Origin of the sequence: Achromobacter sp. ACM03, assembly GCF_014851665.1 — a bacterium.
Classification (GTDB): domain Bacteria; phylum Pseudomonadota; class Gammaproteobacteria; order Burkholderiales; family Burkholderiaceae_B; genus Achromobacter; species Achromobacter aegrifaciens.
This window is the reverse complement of record NZ_JACVAD010000004.1, coordinates 316,508-332,184: the sequence shown is the minus strand read 5'-3', so window position 1 is coordinate 332,184 and position 15,677 is coordinate 316,508. Positions and strand designations below refer to the sequence as shown.

The window sequence follows — 15,677 nt, the reverse complement described above, 5'->3', positions numbered from 1 at the left end:
CGTAAACTATGGGCTTCCCGAAAACCCGTGACGCAATCTGTAACGGGATGGGCATCACCCGAAGATCTATGACTTTGAAGAACATTTGCGTGTATTGCGGCTCGAACCCGGGCGCCCGGCCGGATTACATCGAGCAGGCCCGCGTGCTGGCCCGCGAACTGGTGCGGCGCGATCTGGGGCTGGTGTATGGCGGCTCGGTCGTGGGCATCATGGGCGTGGTCGCCAATGAGGTGCTGGCCGCCGGCGGCCGCGTGATCGGCGTGATCCCCGAACTGCTGATGAAGAAGGAGCAGGCGCACCGCGGCCTGACCGAGCTGCACCTGGTGCAGAACATGCACGAGCGCAAGGCCATGATGATGGAGAAGGCCGACGGCTTCATCGCGCTGCCCGGCGGCGCGGGCACGCTGGAAGAGTTCTTCGAGGTCTGGACCTGGGCGCAGCTGAACATGCACCAGAAGCCCTGCGGCCTGTTGAACATTGCCGGCTACTACGACGCGCTGGTCCAGTTCGTGGACCATGCGGTCGAGGAAGAATTCATCCGCCCCCAGCATCGCGACATGCTGGTGGTGGAAGAGGACCCTGCTTTGCTGCTGGACCGCTACGCCATGTACGAACCGCCCAATGTCTCGAAGTGGTTCGAACAGATCAAGGCCTGAGGCCATCCATCCACCCGACCACAACGGAAGCCCCGCAATGCCCACCCATGCGTTGACTCCCGCCAGCACCGAGTCCGTCCTGCGCGACTACTTTCATGCCAAGGACGAGAACCGCCCGCACTACATGGCGCGCGCGTTCGCGCCGGACGCCGTGCTGAAGATGGCCTTGCGCACGCAGGCCATCGCCTTCCCGCCCGAGTCGCACGGCCTGGCCGCCATCACCGATACGCTGGTGCGCAAGTTCGGCCAGACCTACGACAACGTCTACACGTTCTATCTGGCGCGACCCGAGGCCGGGGCGCGCCTGCCCGCCTACCAGTGCGACTGGATCGTGGGCATGACGGAAAAGGCCACGGGCAACGTCCGTGTGGGCTGTGGCCGCTATGACTGGGAATTCCAGCCCGAGCCCTATCGCGCGAGCAACCTCGTCATCACCATCGAAACCATGGTGACGCTGCCCGCGCACGACACCGAAGCCGTGTTCGGCTGGCTGCTGGGTCTGGACTATCCCTGGACCAGCGCCGCCCGCGTCGTGGCCGGCGCGCCGCCGCTCGAGGGCCTGGCTCCCGTCGTGCACTATTTGCTGCATCCGAACGGCGCCTAGGGCCGGCACAAGACTATTTTCAGCATCAACAGGCTCAGAGACCCGCGACTTGAAATACGACATCGCCGCTTTTGATTTTGATGGAACCCTGGCGGACACCATGCCATGGTTCAACTCCATCCTGAATACGGTGGCCGACAAATATGGCTTCCGCAAGATCGACGCCTCCGAACGCGACCAGCTGCGCCATCGCGATGCCGCCGAGATCCTCAAGTTTCTGGGCATCCCGCTGTGGAAGCTGCCCGCCATCATGGCCCACGTGCGCACGCTGATGCAGGAAATCGACCCCAGCGTGCACCTGTTCGACGGCATTCCCGACGCGCTGGCGCGCCTGAAGGCGGGCGGGCTGCGGCTGGCGGTGGTCAGCTCCAACTCCATCGAGAACGTGCAGCGCGTGCTGGGCGCTGAAACCGCCGCCCTGTTCGACGACTACGAATGCGGCACCGACCTGTTCGGCAAGTCCGCCAAGATCGACCGCCTGCTCAAGCAGCATGGCACCGCCCCCGAGCGCTTCCTGCTGGTGGGCGACGAAATGCGCGACATCGACGCCGCCCGCAAGGCCGGCGTGCGTATCGGTTCCGTCGCCTGGGGTTATAACCATGTCGAGGCCCTGCGCGAACGCGGCCCCGACGAGCTGTTCCTGACCGTTGCCGACCTGCCAGCCGCGCTGGCCTGAACCTGGAACCCGCAGCCATGCATATCGATCCCGCCCATCTGGTCACCGACGCAAACGCCCTGCAGGCGCTGTATGGCGCGTCCGGCGAAGCCTCCATCAAGAAGGAGGTGGATCATGTGCATCCGCACTACCGCGCCTTCATCGAAGCGGCGCCTTTCGCGGTGCTGGCCACTGCGGGCCCCGATGGCCTGGACGCTTCGCCGCGCGGCGATCCCGCCGGCTTCGTGGTGGTAGAGGACGACAAGACGCTGCTGCTGCCGGACCGCCGCGGCAACAACCGCATCGACAGCCTGCGCAACATCCTGGCCGATCCTCGGGTCGCGCTGCTGTTTCTGGTGCCGGGCGTGGGCGAGACCCTGCGGGTCAACGGCGCGGCGCGCATCAGCGTGGACCCGGCGCTGCTGGCGCGCTTCGAGATGGACGGCAAGCTCCCGCGCTCGGTGCTGGTCGTGGACGTGCACACCGTGTACTTCCAGTGTTCGCGCGCCTTGCTGCGCTCCAAGCTATGGGATCCGGCGACACAGGTGCCGCGCACCGCGCTGCCCAGCGTGGGCCGCATCCTGTCGGACCTGACGGCGGGCACCTTCGACGGCGTCACCTACGACCGCGAATTGCCTGCCCGCGTGGCCAGCACCTTGTATTGAAGAAAGATCCCGGGGCCGCCAGGCCCCGGCGGGTTCAGGCCGGCTGCCAGCCGCGCGCGAACACGTCCACGGGCTGGCGCTTGCCGCCCGCTTTCTGCAGTTCCAACAGACGCAGCACGCCGTTGCCGGTGGCGATGTCGATGCCCGTGGCATCGGCGCGCAGCACGCTGCCTGGCGCAGCCGTCGTGGCCTGGTCCAGCGCCTGCGCGCGCCACACCTTCACCGGATCTGCCAGGCCGGGCAGGCGGATGCTGGCGCCCGGCACGGGATTGAAGGCGCGCACGCGGCGCGCCAGCAGTTCGGCTGGCTGCGTGCAATCCAGCGCGCCTTCGGCCTTGTCGAGCTTGGCGGCGTAGGTCACGCCGGCCTCGGGCTGCTTGCGCGGCGTCAGTCCGCCTTGAGCCAGCGCGTCCAACGCCGCAACGATCGCCTCCCCGCCCGCCAGCGCCAACGCATCGTGCAGTTCGGCCGCCGTGGTGTCGCCGCCGATGGGCACGATGCGTTCCAGCAGCATGTCACCCGTATCCAGGCCCTGATCCATTTGCATGATGGTCACGCCAGTCTGCGCGTCGCCGGCTTCGATGGCGCGCTGGATGGGCGCGGCGCCGCGCCAGCGCGGCAGCAGGCTGGCATGGATGTTCAGGCAGCCCAGGCGCGGCAGGTCCAGCACCCACTGCGGCAGGATCAGGCCATAGGCCGCCACCACCATCACGTCGGGCGCCACACGCTCAAGCAGGGCCCGGGCCTCGCCGGCCTCTTCGGGATAGCGGCCGTCCAGGCGCAGGCTGCGCGGCTGGGCGACCTCGATGCCGGCGTCCAGCGCCGCCTGCTTCACGGGGCTGGGCGTCAGCTTCAGTCCGCGCCCGGCCGGGCGGTCGGGCTGGGTCATGACCAGCGGGATCTCGTGGCCTGCGGCGCGCAGGGCGTCAAAGGCGATACGGGCGAATTCCGGCGTGCCGGCAAAGACTAGGCGCATGGGACGAGAAAAGAAGAATGAAATGGAACGGACGTTCAAAGAATCGCGTTGCCCGCAGCCAGGAGGCCTGGCCGATCCGGGGCGCCGCGGATCCGGCTTTGCCGGTTCGCCTGCGCCACCCCTTGGACGGCGGCCCGCCTGAGGGGGCCCGCGCAGCGGGTAGGGGGTGAGCCCCTTACGCTCGCAACGCTTCGCGCTCGGCCTTCTTGAGCCTGGTCTTGATGCGGTTCTGCTTCAGGCTGGACAGGTATTCCACGAACACCTTGCCTTCCAGATGGTCAAGCTCGTGCTGCACGCACACGGCCAGCAGGCCGTCGGCCTCGAACTCGAAGGGCTTGCCGTCGATATCCAGCGCCTTGCAACGGATGCGGGAGGCCCGCTCGACGTCGTCATAGACGCCGGGCACGGACAGGCAACCCTCTTCGTAGATCTTGTAGTCGTCGCTGCGCCAGGTGATCTCGGGATTGATCAGCACCAGCAACTGGTTGCTTTCCTCGGACACGTCGATCACGACGACGCGCTCATGCACGTCGACCTGGGTCGCGGCCAGCCCTACGCCCGGCGCGTCGTACATGGTTTCGGCCATGTCGCGCACCAGTTGGCGGATGCGGTCGTCGACCTCGGCGACCGGCTTGGCCTTTTTGTGCAGGCGCGGGTCCGGGTAGCGAAGAATAGGAAGTAAAGCCATTGCGGGGGAAATGCCAGTAGTCAGGTTTACATAAGAGTTTAATTCATTAGACTCTTGATTTCTAATAGTTTTCGGCTAATCCCGGGATTGGCCGGATTGCCATGTCCGCGGCGTTTCCTGGCCGCTCCGCGCCGCAAATCAATCCGCCTCGGGCCCGCGGTCCAGCGCCCCGCATGCGACACTCTCGCACCACCGACGCCCTTACGCGCCCGCACGATGCCGCTTACGCAATCCCTTTCCGAACTGGCCGCCTGGCTGCGCCTGTCCCTGGAACCGAACATAGGCTCCGCCACCGCCTGCACCCTGCTCGGCGCGCTCGGCCTGCCCGAACAGATCTACGCCCAGCGCGCCACCGCCTTGTCGCGCCATCTGCCCGAGGCGCTGGCGCGGCAACTGGCCGCCCCAATGCCGCCAGAAATGGCAGCGCAGGTCGAAAGCGCGCTGGAATGGGTAGCCGCGCCCGGCCGGCACATCCTGACGCTGGCCGATCCGACTTATCCGCAAAGCCTGCTGACCATCGCCGACCCGCCCATCCTGCTCTACGTAGCGGGCGATCCCGCTTTCCTGCAGGGACCGTCGCTGGCCGTGGTGGGCGCGCGCAACGCCACGCCCGGCGGCCAGGAGAACGCCCGCGCCTTTGCGCGGCATCTGGCTGGGCATGGCTGGCGCGTCATCAGCGGGCTGGCGCTGGGCATCGACGGCGCCGCCCATGAAGGCGCGCTGGACGCCGGCCCCGATGGCGCCGGCACCGTGGCCGTCATGGGCACCGGCATAGACCGCATCTACCCCGCCAAGCATCGCGACCTGGCGCATCGCATCGCGGCGCACGGCGCACTGGTGTCGGAACTGCCACTGGGCACGGGCGCGCTGCCGCAGCACTTCCCCAAGCGCAACCGCATCGTGGCCGGGCTGGCGCGCGGGGTGCTGGTAGTGGAAGCCGCCCGCCAGAGCGGATCGCTGATCACGGCCAGGCTGGCGGCCGAAGGCGGGCGCGAGGTCTTCGCCATTCCCGGATCCATCCATTCACCGCTTTCGCGCGGCTGCCATGCGCTGATCCGCCAGGGCGCCAAGCTCGTGGAGACCGCCCGCGACATCACCGACGAATTGGGCGGCGACCCCACGCCGGCCGCGCGCGCCCAGCCTGCCGCCGCGGAGGCCTTGCCTGACCACCCGGTGCTGGACGCGCTGGGCTACGATCCGCTGCACCTGGATGCGATCCAGGCCCGCAGTGGAATGGACACCGCCGACCTGCAGACGCAACTGGTGCAACTGGAGCTGCAAGGCCGCGTCGTCCAGCTGGACGACGGCCGTTACCAACGCATGAAATAGGGTTGTTCCCCCTGGACCTCCCTGCAAAACAGGGTCGGCGCTATGGCGCTAATATTGAGCAGATAGCGCCGCCCTGCCGCGCCGCCTACCCCATCCCGAGACAGGAATAGACATGGCTTTGCCCTCCCGCGTGAAGATCGTCGAGGTGTCGCCCCGCGATGGCCTGCAGAACGAAAAGGAATTCGTGCCCACCGACATCAAGGTGGAACTGGTCAACCGCTTATCCGCCGCAGGCTTCCCCAACGTGGAGGCCGCCTCGTTCGTGTCGCCCAAATGGGTGCCGCAAATGGCCGACGGCGCGGAAGTCATGGCCCGCATCGAGCGCCGTCCCGGCACCATCTATTCCGTGCTGACGCCCAACATGAAGGGCTTCGAGGGTGCGCTGGCCGCCGGCGCCGACGAAATCGTAATCTTCGGCGCGGCCAGCGAAGCTTTCTCGCAGAAGAACATCAACTGTTCCATCGCCGAATCGATCGCGCGCTTCGAGCCCGTGGTGCAGGCCGCGCGCGCCGCCGGCATCCGCGTGCGCGGCAGTATCAGCTGCGCGCTGGGCTGTCCCTATCAGGGCGAAGTACCGGTGGAAGCGGTGGTGGACGTGGCGCAGCGCTACCTGGCAATGCAGGTCGACGAGATCGACGTGGCCGACACCATAGGCGTGGGCACGCCCCGGCGCGTGCGCGAAGTGATGACCGCGGTGACGCGCGTGGCCGACCCGGCCCGCATCTCCGGCCACTTCCATGACACCTACGGGCAGGCGTTGGCCAACATCCTGGCGGCGCTGGAAACCGGCATCTCGATTTTCCACACGTCGGTGGCCGGCCTGGGCGGCTGCCCCTACGCCAAGGGCGCCACCGGCAACGTCGCCACCGAAGACGTGCTGTACATGCTGCGCGGACTGGACATCGACACCGGCGTGGATTTCGACGCCGTGGTCGATATCGGCCAGTGGATGTCGGCCCACCTGAACCGCAAGGGCTCGAGCCGCGCCGGCAACGCCATCGCCGCCAAACGGGCGGCATGACGGATCGCATGAATACTCCGGCCAGCACGCCCTCCGCCGAGGAGCACGCGGCGCTGCTGCGGACCATCGGTCCCCTGCCCTTGTCCGGCCAGGCCTGGCCCGACTGGGTCCGCATCCTGACCTGGGTCATCCTGGCAGTGCTGGGCGTGCAGGTGGTCACCACCGCCATCCGCGCGCCCTCGCAGCCCTTCGACACTTTGCTGGCCGTCGTGGTGGGACTGTGCTTCCTGGGGCTGCTGTTCGTTTCCTGGCACATGCAGACATCCATCACCACCATCGATGAACGCGGCCTGCGCCAGACCTGGTTCACGCGCCGCGAAGTCGCCTGGGAAGACGTGCGCTACGCGCGCTTCGTGCCGATGCTGTTTTCCAAGCGGCTGGTGGTGTTCACGCACCGCGGCCGGCCGATGATCTTCCAGGGCGGCACGCGGGAATTGCGCGCCGCGTTCGTGAAGATCGCGGAGTTGTACCGGCGCGGATAAAGCCATCGGGCTTCGCGCACGGGCAATCGAGTACCCAACGCGCGAAACCCGCCGTCATCACCGTATTGGCAACGCGTACATCAGGCCGCCCTGCGTCCATTGCGCATTCAGCCCGCGCTTGATCTTCAGCGGGCTGCCCTGGCCCACGTTGCGCTCGAAGCTTTCGCCGTAATTGCCCACCTGCTTGACGATGTTGTAGGCCCATTTCTCGTCCAGCCCCAGGTTGGCGCCGCTGCCGGGCGTGACGCCCAGGATGCGCTTGATATTGGGGTTGGCGCTCTTGGCCTGCTCGTCCACGTTGGCGGACGACACGCCGTATTCCTCGGCTTCGATCATGGCCGACAACGACCAGCGCACGATGTTCAGCCAGGCATCATCGCCCTGGCGCACGAAGGGGCCGAGCGGTTCCTTGGAGATGATCTCGGGCAGCACCACGTAGTCGTCGGGGTTCTGCAGCTTGGAAATGCGAATCGAGGCCAGGCCCGAGGCGTCGGTGCTGAAGACGTCGCAACGGCCCGCGGCGAAGGCGTTGACCACCTCGTTGAAGGTCTCGATCACGACCGGCTTGTAGCTCACGTTGTTGGCGCGGGCCCAGTCGGCCAGCGTGTTTTCGTTGGACGTGCCGGTCTGCAGGCAGATGGTGGCCCCGTTGATCTCCTTGGCGCTCTTCACGCCCAGGGACTTCGGCACCAGGAAGCCCTGGCCGTCATAGAAGTTGATGCCGGCGTGGATGATGCCCAGTGCGGTATCGCGCTGCTGCGTCACCGTGGTGTTGCGCGTCAGCACGTCCACCTCGCCGGATTGCAGGGCGGTGAAGCGCTGCTGCGAATTCAGCGGCACCACCTTGATCTTGCTGGCGTCGCCGAAGACCGCTGCGGCAATCGCGCGGCACAGGTCGACGTCCAGCCCCTGCCACTTGCCTTGCGCGTCAGGCGCGGAGAAGCCCGCGAAGCCTGTGGTCGTACCGCAAGCCACGGCGCCGCGCTGGCGCACCACGTCCAGCGTGGCCGCTTGCGCGCCCTGCGCCGCTGCCGCCAGCAACGCTGCGCCGATCAACCCTTTTGCAATGTTCATGACCTCGTTTCCTGTTCTGCTTTGCGGGCGCGGGAACGCGCCGAGGCAAGAAGCTTATAGACATGAAGCGCCCAAACCAAATAACCAGCGCTTATTTAGGTATGCGCGCCCCGGCACGCAAGCGCCGGGGCGGACAGGCAGAAGAGCATAGCAACAGGCCGCACAGCGGCGCATGCGCGCCGTCAAGCCGGCATCAGGCGGCCAGCGAGATCGACACTGGTTCGTTGGCCTCGCACGCGTCCAGCGCGCGGCCCAGCCGCACCATGCCCTGGGCGATCTGGCTTTCATTCATGGTGGCGAACGACATGCGCATGGCATGCAGGTCGGCCTGCGCAGCATCCGCGTAGAACGCCTTGCCCGGCACGTAGACGACCTCGTGCTCGATGGCGTAGGGCAAGAGGCGCGTGGCGTCGATCTCGCCCGTCAGGCGGGCCCAGAAGAACATGCCGCCCTCGGGCTTGCTGAAGGTGACGCGGCCGTTGAGTTCGCGGGCCAGCGATTCCGCCATGGCGTCACAGCGCAGGCCGTAGGCTGCGCGGATGCGCGGCACGTGTTCGCCGTAGCGGCCATTGGCCAGGTATTGGGCCACGACTTCCTGGATCCAGGCGGACGAGGCCATGTCGTCGGCTGCCTTGGCGCTGACGCAGCGGCGGCGGACTTCGGGCGGCGCCACCAGCCAGCCGATGCGCAGCGCCGGCGCCATGGTCTTGGACATGCTGGCCAGGTACACGGCCCAGTGGCGCGCTTCGCCCTCGGCCAGCGCGGCGATGGGCGGCACTGCTTCGCCGGCAAAGCGCAGTTCGCTGTAGGGATCGTCTTCAACGATCAGGAAGCGGTGCTTGACCGCCAGTTCCAGCAGCCGCAGGCGGCGCTCGCGCGTCAGGGTCGCGCCGCAGGGGTTGGAGAACGATGCGACCACGCACACCATCTTGGGCTTGATGCGGCCGGCCAGTTCGTCCAGCGCGTCCACGTCGATGCCTTCGGGACCCGACTGCACCGTATGCACCGTTGCGCCGGTGTAACGCAGCGCCTGCACGGAATTCGGAAACGCGGGCGATTCGATGATGGCATGGTCGCCGGGCTGCAGCATGACGCGGGTCAGCAAAGCCAGGGCCTGCTGCGAGCCGCCGGTCACGACCAGCTCGGTATCCGCGTTGCAGATAAGGCCGCGCTCGGCCGACAGACGCGCCAGCTCGTGGCGCAGGCTGGCCTGGCCGTCGATGTTGGAATACTGCAGGCAGGCGCCCAGGCGGGCCAGGACCTGGGTCGACGCGATCGACAGGCCTTCCACGTCGAACAGTTCCTGCGCGGGATAGCCGCCCGCCAGCGAAATGGTGCCCGGCCGCATGGCATACGGCATGAGCGATCGGATGGGGGAAGCTGGGGGATTCAGGAAAGGCGTGGCGAAAGCGTATTCAGGCGCTGCGGTGGACATGGCGGGAGACTGTGTAGGTTGGATACCGTGTCGCCCGCTGGGGCGGCGCCGGATGGCATAGAACATTGAAATATAAACAAATATCTTCAAATTCTAAGCCTGCCGATCAGACAGGGTCAACGACGCGCACGGGCGCTGTGGCGAAACGATCGGGCGCAGTCCTACACTATGGGACATCCCGTTCCTACCAGAGAGCTGAATGACCGCCGTAGACACCATGGCCGGGCGCCTTGCCCAGATCCAGCAACGCATCGCCGACGCCTGCGCGCGCGCCGGCCGCAGCCCGGACAGCGTGACGCTGCTGCCCGTCAGCAAGACCTTCGGCGTGGACGCCATCCGCGAGGGCATGGCGCTGGGGCTGACCCGCTACGGCGAAAACAAGACGCAGGAAATCCGCCAGAAAGCCGCGGCGCTGGACGGCCTGGGCCTGCAATGGGTGCTGATCGGCCATCTGCAGACCAATAAGGCCCGCGACGCGGCGCGCGACGCGGCCGAAGTCCAGTCGCTGGACCGGGTGGAGCTGGCCGAAGCCCTGCACCGCCGCCTGGCCAACGAAGGCCGGACGCTGGACGTGCTGGTGCAGGTCAAGACTTCGTCCGAGCCCACCAAGTACGGCATGGACCCCGCCGACGTGCCCGCCTTCCTGCGCCGCATCACCGCCGACTTTCCGACGCTACGCGTGCAAGGCCTGATGACGCTGGCCGTGAATTCGCCGGATCCCGCCGAGGTGCGCGCCTGCTTCCGCACCCTGCGCGAGTTGCGCGACCGCCTGCGCCAGGAAAACCTGCCAGGCGTATCGCTGGACCGTCTCTCGATGGGCATGAGCGGAGACTTCGAGCTGGCGATCGAGGAAGGCTCGACCGAGGTGCGTATCGGCTCGGCGATCTTCGGCGCCCGCAGCTATCCCGATCCGCAATAAGCCGCTGAAAGCAGGGCACAAAACATCTGCCGATTGCCGGGGACGCAAGGCATAATAACGGCGCATAACAGGCTCCCCGCATACCCTGCGGCGGCGGCCCATACTCAATTCCGCACTTGGAGACACCCCATGCATAAGCACGCGAAGCGCCTGTTGGCGCTGGCCGCCCTGTCCCTGGCCGCCGGCGCGGCCTCGGCCCAATCCTGGCCCACCCAGCCGATCCGCTGGATCGTGCCCTACCCGGCCGGCGGCGGCACCGACGTCGTAGCGCGCACGGTGGCAAGCGGCCTGGAAAAGCCGCTGGGCCAGACCATCGTGGTCGAAAACCGCCCCGGCGCCGCCACCATCATCGGCGCCACCGCCATCGCCCAGGCCGAGGCCAACGGCTACATGGTCGGCACGGCCGACTCGGGCACGCTGGCCTTCAACCCGTCGCTGTACGCCAAGCTGTCCTACGATCCGTCCAAGTTCACCTACATCGGCGGCATCGCCAAGTTCCCGCTGCTGCTGGCCGTGAACGTCAATTCGCCGTTCAAGACCGTGGACGACGTGATCCAGGCCGCCAAGAAAGAGCCGGGCAAGCTGTCGGCGGCGTCCGCCGGCGCGGGTTCGCCGCATCACCTGGCGCTGGAACTCTTCAAGCAGCGTACCAACGCCAACGTGCTGCACGTGCCCTACAAGGGCGCAGCGCCCGCCGTGCAGGATCTGCTGGGCGGACAGGTGGACCTGATGTTCATCGACCTGGCCTCGGGCTTGCCCAACGTCAAGGCCGGCAAGCTGCGCGTGTTGGCCGCGGCCACTCCGGAACGCGTCGCCGCGCTGCCGGACGTGCCCACCATGGCCGAACAAGGCGTGCCCAACTTCACCGCCTATGCCTGGCAAGGCCTGGTCGGCCCGGCCGGCCTGCCGGAGCCCGTCGTCAAGAAGCTGGCCGCCGACCTGGAAGCCACGCTGAAGTCGCCCGCCGTATCGCAGAAGATCCTGGACATGGGCGTCATCCCGATGCCGATGTCCTCGCAGGAGTTCAAGGCCTACGCCGAACAGGAACGCAGCGCCTGGGCGGACGTGATCAAGAAGGCCGGCATCAAGCTGGAGTAAACCTCCGGCTCACTGCCACAGCTGAAAAAAAAACCGCGGCCAGCAATGGCCGCGGTTTTTTCTTGCGCGTATCTTGCGCGGACTGCCGGCCTAGACCAGCACCCGCTCGATGCCGCCCGCGTTGGCGCGGCGCACGTACTCTTCCATCCAGCCTTCGCCCAGGATATGGCGCGCCATCTCGACCACGATGTAGTCCGCGTCCATGCCGGTGTCGCCTTCATAGCGCGACAGCCCCTGCAGGCACGACGGGCAGGAGGTCAGCACCTTCACGTCGCCGGTGAAACCGTCGCTGCGCAAGGCGGCATCGCCCTTGAGCAGCTCTTCCTGCTTGCGGAAGCGCACCTGCGTGGAGATGTCCGGACGGCTCACGGCCAGCGTGCCCGATTCGCCGCAGCAGCGGTCGCTCTTGACGGCGTCGTCGCCAACCAGGGCGCGCACGGTCTTCATGGGTTCCTGCAGCTTCATGGGCGTGTGGCAGGGGTCGTGGTACATGTAGCGCACGCCCTTGGCCCCTTCCAGCTTGATGCCCTTTTCCAGCAGGTACTCGTGGATGTCGATCAGGCGGCAGCCCGGGAAGATCTTGTCGAACTCGTAGCCCGCCAACTGGTCGTAGCAAGTGCCGCAGCTGACCACCACCGTCTTGATGTCCAGGTAGTTCAGCGTGTTGGCAACGCGGTGGAACAGCACCCGGTTGTCGGTGATGATCTGCTCGGCCTTGTCCGTCATGCCGTTGCCGCGCTGGGGATAGCCGCAGCACAGGTAGCCCGGCGGCAGCACGGTCTGCACGCCCGCGTGCCACAGCATGGCCTGCGTGGCCAGGCCCACCTGCGAGAACAGGCGTTCGGAGCCGCAGCCCGGGAAGTAGAACACCGCTTCCGTGTCGGCCGTGGTGGCCTTGGGATCGCGGATGATGGGCACGTAGTTCGCGTCTTCGATGTCCAGCAGCTTGCGCGCCGCCTGCTTGGGCAGCCCGCCGGGCATCTTCTTGTTCACGAAGTGGACCACCTGCTCGCGCAGCGGCGGCTTGCCCACCGTGGCCGGAGGCGCGGCGGTCTGCTTCTTCACCAGGCCCGACAGCAGGTCATGCGCGGCGCGCTGGACCTTGTAGCCCACGCCCACCATCGCCTTGCGGGTGGCGTTGATGGTCGCCGGATCCTTGGCGTTCAGGAAGAACATGGCGCTGGCCGTGCCCGGATTGAACGACTTGCGGCCCATGCGGCGCAGCACGGCGCGCATGTTCATCGACACGTCGCCGAAGTCGATGTCGACCGGACAGGGGTTGTAGCACTTGTGGCAGACCGTGCAATGGTCGGCCACGTCCTCGAACTCTTCCCAGTGCTTGAGGCTGACGCCGCGCCGGGTCTGCTCTTCGTACAGGAAGGCTTCCACCAGCAGCGAGGTGGCCAGGATCTTGTTGCGCGGCGAATACAGCAGGTTGGCTCGCGGCACGTGGGTGGCGCATACCGGCTTGCACTTGCCGCAGCGCAGGCAGTCCTTGATGGATTCGGAGATGGCGCCGATGTCGCTTTGCTGCATGATCAGCGACTCGTGGCCCATCAGGTTGAAGCTGGGCGTCCAGGCGTGGCGCAGGTCCGCGCCCGGCATCAGCTTGCCGGCGTTGAAGTGGCCGTTGGGATCGACGCGGCGCTTGTAGTCCTGGAACGGGGCCAGTTCGGCCTCGGTCAGGAATTCGTACTTGGTCAGGCCGATGCCGTGCTCGCCCGAGATCACGCCGTCCAGGTCGCGGGCGATCTGCATGATGCGCTCGACGGCCTGGTGGGCCTCCTGCAGCATGCCGTAGTCGTCCGAGTTGACCGGGATATTGGTATGCACGTTGCCGTCGCCGGCGTGCATGTGCAGCGCCACGAACACGCGGCTCTTCAACACGCGGCCATGGATGGCGATCATCTCGTCGATGATCTTCTTGTAGGCTGCGCCCGAGAACGTGCGCTGCAGGCCCGCCAGCACTTCCGTCTTCCAGGACAGGCGGATGGTGCGGTCCTGCACCACGTCGAAGACGCGTGCGCCGGGCTGCGCCGCGAGGCGGTCCGACAAGGCGGGTTGCAATTCACCCAGGCCCAGGCCGTGCAGCTCGGGCAGCGCCTGCAGGAGCGGCAGGTCCAGGTTGTCCAGCAGCCACTGCCAGCGCTGCCGGACGGCGGCCACCAGTTCCAGCGCCTGGCGCGTGCGCTCGGCCAGCATTTCGGCGCGGGTCGTCTCGACGTCCGTGTCGTCGATCTTGCCGACCGGCAACGGCGTGCACAGATAGGCGTCCAGCTCGCCCAGCAGCTTGAGCTTGTTGCTGGTCGAGAGTTCGATGTTGATGCGTTCGATGTGATCCGTGTACTCGCCCATGCGCGGCAGCGGGATCACCACGTCTTCGTTGATCTTGAAGGCGTTGGTGTGGCGCGCGATGGCAGCGGTGCGCGAACGGTCCAGCCAGAACTTCTTGCGCGCTTCGGGGCTGACGGCCACAAAGCCTTCGCCGTGGCGCGTGTTGGCCAGGCGCACGACTTCGCTGGATGCCGCGGCCACGGCGTCTTCGTCGTCGCCGACGATGTCGCCGATCAGGACCATCTTGGGCAGCACGCCGCGCTTGCTCTTGGTGGCGTAGCCCACCGCGCGCAGATAGCGTTCGTCCAGGTGCTCAAGACCTGCCAGGATGGCGCCGCGGGCGCGGCCTTCGCCGTCCAGGTAGCCCTTGACCTCGACGATCGACGGGATCGCGTCGCGCGCCTGGCCGAAGAACTCCATACAGACGGTGCGCGTGTAGCGCGGCATGCGGTGCAGCACCCAGCGCGCCGACGTGATCAGGCCGTCGCAGCCTTCCTTCTGGATGCCGGGCAGGCCAGCCAGGAACTTGTCGGTGACGTCCTTGCCCAGGCCTTCCTTGCGGAACACGCGGCCCTGGATTTCCAGGGTTTCGGTCTTCAGCAGGCGCTCGCCCGGCTTGCCGCGGCCGTCGAACCACTTGAGCTCGAAGCGCGCCACGTCCACGTCATGGATCTTGCCCATGTTGTGGTCGAGGCGGCTGACTTCCAGCCAGTTGCCGTTCGGGTCGACCATGCGCCACCAGGCCAGGTTGTCCAGCGCGGTGCCCCACAGCACGGCCTTCTTGCCGCCCGCGTTCATGGCGATGTTGCCGCCCACGCAGGAAGCCTCGGCCGAGGTCGGGTCGACGGCGAACACGAAGCCCGCGGCCTCGGCGGCCTCGGAAACGCGCTTGGTCACCACACCGGCGCCGGCATGGATGACCGCCACGGGCTCGGTCAGCCCGGGCAGCAGACAGGACTCGACCTTGCCCAGCTTGTCGAACTTTTCGGTGTTGATCACCGCCGACTTCCAGGTCAGCGGAATGGCGCCGCCGGTATAACCGGTGCCGCCGCCTCGCGGGATGATGGTCAGCCCCAGTTCAATACAGGCTGTGACCAGCGCGGCGATCTCGTCTTCCGAGTCCGGCGTCAGCACCACGAAGGGGTATTCCACGCGCCAGTCGGTGGCGTCGGTCACGTGCGAGACGCGCGACAGGCCGTCGAACTTGATGTTGTCGCGGGCGGTGATGCGGCCCAGCACCTTCTGCGCCTGCTTGCGCATCATGGCGGTCTGGTCGAATTCGCCCTCGAATGCGGCGATGGCGGAGCGCGCCCGCGCCAGCAGTCCGACGACCTTCTCGTCGCGGTGCGGATCATGGCCGGCCTCGGCGGGCACGTCCGGTTCGCGGCGACGGTCGATTTCGCCCAGGCGGTGATGCAGGGCTTCGATGAGCTGCTTGCGGCGCTTGGGGTTGTCGAGCAGGTCGTCCTGCAGATAAGGGTTGCGGCGCACCACCCAGATGTCGCCCAGCACCTCGTACAGCATGCGCGCGGAACGGCCGGTGCGGCGTTCGCCGCGCAGGTCGCTCAGCAGACTCCAGGCGTCGTCGCCCAGCAAGCGGCCGACAATCTCGCGGTCGGAAAACGACGTGTAGTTGTACGGGATTTCGCGCAAGCGCGCGGGTGCTGCGGGCGGCATCGCCCCGTTCAAGATGTGGCTAGCGAGTGGGGCGTTCATGGCTGCAAGAAGGGGGCCCTTAAAA

The 15,677-nt window shown here is 66.9% G+C and carries 14 protein-coding genes; 9 read left to right on the top strand and 5 right to left on the bottom strand.

From position 1 onward, the window contains the following. Positions 1-68 precede the first annotated feature (68 nt). The 4 genes from IB257_RS20830 to IB257_RS20815 are packed head-to-tail and all read left to right on the top strand — an operon-like array spanning position 69 to position 2,580. On the top strand, positions 69-656 hold the full coding sequence (locus tag IB257_RS20830; RefSeq protein WP_054457738.1) for a TIGR00730 family Rossman fold protein: 588 nt from the start codon (positions 69-71) through the stop codon (positions 654-656). Positions 657-693: 37 nt separating this feature from the next. Continuing rightward, positions 694-1,260 (top strand): hypothetical protein, encoded by a 567-nt coding sequence (locus tag IB257_RS20825; protein WP_175163468.1) that lies wholly within the window; start codon positions 694-696, stop codon positions 1,258-1,260. A 49-nt stretch (positions 1,261-1,309) separates the two neighbouring features. After that, positions 1,310-1,936, top strand: a complete 627-nt coding sequence (locus tag IB257_RS20820) for an HAD hydrolase-like protein (RefSeq protein ID WP_054457740.1) — start codon at positions 1,310-1,312, stop codon at positions 1,934-1,936. A gap of 17 nt (positions 1,937-1,953) precedes the next feature. Further along, positions 1,954-2,580: a pyridoxamine 5'-phosphate oxidase family protein gene (locus tag IB257_RS20815; protein ID WP_054457741.1), complete on the top strand. Its 627-nt coding sequence runs from the start codon at positions 1,954-1,956 to the stop codon at positions 2,578-2,580. 34 nt (positions 2,581-2,614) lie between these two features. On the opposite strand, the gene fmt is transcribed toward IB257_RS20815, so the two are convergent. Next, positions 2,615-3,556 carry a methionyl-tRNA formyltransferase gene (gene fmt / locus IB257_RS20810; protein ID WP_192492741.1) on the bottom strand — a complete coding sequence of 314 codons (942 nt, stop codon included), beginning with the start codon at positions 3,554-3,556 and terminating at the stop codon, positions 2,615-2,617. A gap of 175 nt (positions 3,557-3,731) precedes the next feature. After that, positions 3,732-4,244, bottom strand: a complete 513-nt coding sequence (gene def, locus IB257_RS20805) for a peptide deformylase (RefSeq protein WP_054457743.1) — start codon at positions 4,242-4,244, stop codon at positions 3,732-3,734. 216 nt (positions 4,245-4,460) lie between these two features. Here def and dprA point away from each other — a divergent pair, with 216 nt between their 5' ends. The 3 genes from dprA (at position 4,461) to IB257_RS20790 (ending at position 7,076) form a co-directional block, all read left to right on the top strand. After that, on the top strand, positions 4,461-5,573 hold the full coding sequence (dprA, locus tag IB257_RS20800; RefSeq protein WP_192492740.1) for a DNA-processing protein DprA: 1,113 nt from the start codon (positions 4,461-4,463) through the stop codon (positions 5,571-5,573). A 112-nt stretch (positions 5,574-5,685) separates the two neighbouring features. Continuing rightward, positions 5,686-6,594: a hydroxymethylglutaryl-CoA lyase gene (locus IB257_RS20795; protein WP_054457745.1), complete on the top strand. Its 909-nt coding sequence runs from the start codon at positions 5,686-5,688 to the stop codon at positions 6,592-6,594. 8 nt (positions 6,595-6,602) lie between these two features. Next, positions 6,603-7,076 carry a hypothetical protein gene (locus IB257_RS20790; RefSeq protein ID WP_054457790.1) on the top strand — a complete coding sequence of 158 codons (474 nt, stop codon included), beginning with the start codon at positions 6,603-6,605 and terminating at the stop codon, positions 7,074-7,076. A 57-nt stretch (positions 7,077-7,133) separates the two neighbouring features. On the opposite strand, the gene IB257_RS20785 is transcribed toward IB257_RS20790, so the two are convergent. Both IB257_RS20785 and IB257_RS20780 read right to left on the bottom strand, forming a co-directional pair. Then, a complete protein-coding gene (locus tag IB257_RS20785; protein WP_054457746.1) occupies positions 7,134-8,150 on the bottom strand; it encodes an amino acid ABC transporter substrate-binding protein in 1,017 nt (338 codons plus the stop codon). 193 nt (positions 8,151-8,343) lie between these two features. Continuing rightward, the gene (locus IB257_RS20780; RefSeq protein ID WP_054457747.1) at positions 8,344-9,585 is read right to left on the bottom strand and encodes a PLP-dependent aminotransferase family protein; all 1,242 of its coding nucleotides are present in this window, start codon (positions 9,583-9,585) and stop codon (positions 8,344-8,346) included. Between the two features lie 199 nt (positions 9,586-9,784). Between IB257_RS20780 and IB257_RS20775 the strand changes: the two genes are divergently transcribed. Then, entirely contained in the window at positions 9,785-10,504 is a 720-nt protein-coding gene (locus tag IB257_RS20775; RefSeq protein WP_175213034.1) for a YggS family pyridoxal phosphate-dependent enzyme, read from the top strand. Between the two features lie 129 nt (positions 10,505-10,633). Next, a complete protein-coding gene (locus IB257_RS20770) occupies positions 10,634-11,602 on the top strand; it encodes a tripartite tricarboxylate transporter substrate binding protein (protein WP_054457749.1) in 969 nt (322 codons plus the stop codon). A gap of 90 nt (positions 11,603-11,692) precedes the next feature. Here the strand turns inward: IB257_RS20770 and IB257_RS20765 are convergent, their stop codons facing one another. After that, positions 11,693-15,652: an FAD/FMN-binding oxidoreductase gene (locus IB257_RS20765; RefSeq protein ID WP_119450193.1), complete on the bottom strand. Its 3,960-nt coding sequence runs from the start codon at positions 15,650-15,652 to the stop codon at positions 11,693-11,695. Between the last annotated feature and the right edge of the window lie 25 nt (positions 15,653-15,677).